This is a genomic window from Kocuria sp. NPDC057446 (genome assembly GCF_042802875.1).
Taxonomy (GTDB): Bacteria; Actinomycetota; Actinomycetes; order Actinomycetales; family Micrococcaceae; genus Kocuria.
On the sequence record NZ_JBHVDI010000303.1, the window covers coordinates 1 to 1,092 of the forward strand.

Genomic DNA, 1,092 nt, shown 5'->3' on the forward strand with positions numbered 1-1,092 from the left:
CCGCTGAGCGGGGCCGCGGGGGGGCGGGCGGGGACCTGGGGGCGGACGAGTGCTTGGGGAGGGAGGTGGGGCCGTCCCGGAGGGGGACGGGGCCTCGGGCGGCCCGCCGGTGCGGCGGGCGCGGTCCGCGGGGGACCGGGATCAGATCTTGGCGACCAGCTTGGCCAGACCGGACTTCTTGTTGGCCGCGTTGTTCTTGTGCAGGACGCCCTTGCTGACGGCCTTGTCGAGCTTGCGGGAGACGACGCGCAGGGCGTCCTGGGCGGTCTCCTTGTCGGAGGCGCCGACGGCCTCGTCGACGCGGCGGACCAGCGTCTTCAGCTCGGACTTGTACGCGTTGTTGCGCAGGCGCGACTTCTCGTTGGTGAGGTTGCGCTTCTTCTGGGACTTGATGTTGGCCACGTATAACTCCTTGGCGGTGGGTGCGGAATTCGGTCAGTGAGGGCAAACAGGACCGTCATGTGACTGAGTGGGAGTGGGGACGCCCGTGTGGCGACCGCCCTGCAGTGCCCGACGACCAGCGCGGACACACAGCAGAAAAGTCTAGCAGACCGCGCCCCGCCGCCGGACGGGCCCGACACGGGCCGTCCGGGGCCGCCCGCTCAGCCGCGCAGGCGATGGAGCCGCCCGGCCACCCGGTCGAAGAGGGGCTCGGGCAGCACGGCGCCCTCCCGCCGGACGTCCGCGGGCAGCACCTGGACCACGCGGTCGAGCTTGACCTCGGACGGCCGGCCCCGCGGGTCCCACGGCCCCGTCCCCACGTCCACGTAGTCCGGGTCCTGCGCCGGCCCATTGCCGCGGTCCCGGGAGGTGAGCATCAGGCACAGCAGGTGGTCCCCCGCCCGGTCCACGACCAGCACGGGACGGTCCTTGCCGCGGGAGTGGTCCTCCTCGAAGGGCACCCAGGTCCACACGATCTCGCCGGGATCGGCCTCGCCGTCGGACAGCGGGCGGTAGACGGGGCGGACCGGACCCGTCCAGTCCCCGGGGTAGGGCCGGGAGAGCCCCGCGGGGCGGTCGGCGCGCGCCCGGACCGGCGCGGCGGGCCGGCGCCGCGCCGCGGGGGCGCCGGTGCGGCCGGCCGGCCGGGGG

At 74.8% G+C, this 1,092-nt stretch carries 2 protein-coding genes; both read right to left on the reverse strand.

Annotated features, from left to right (window positions below):
- Nucleotides 1–141: 141 nt before the first annotated feature.
- On the reverse strand, nt 142–402 hold the full coding sequence (gene rpsT / locus ACFU0Y_RS18250) for a 30S ribosomal protein S20 (protein WP_017833968.1): 261 nt from the start codon (nt 400–402) through the stop codon (nt 142–144).
- A gap of 200 nt (nt 403–602) precedes the next feature.
- Nucleotides 603–1,092, reverse strand: a 490-nt coding sequence (locus ACFU0Y_RS18255) for a type II toxin-antitoxin system PemK/MazF family toxin (protein WP_380216393.1), incomplete at its 5' end; no start/stop codon positions are given.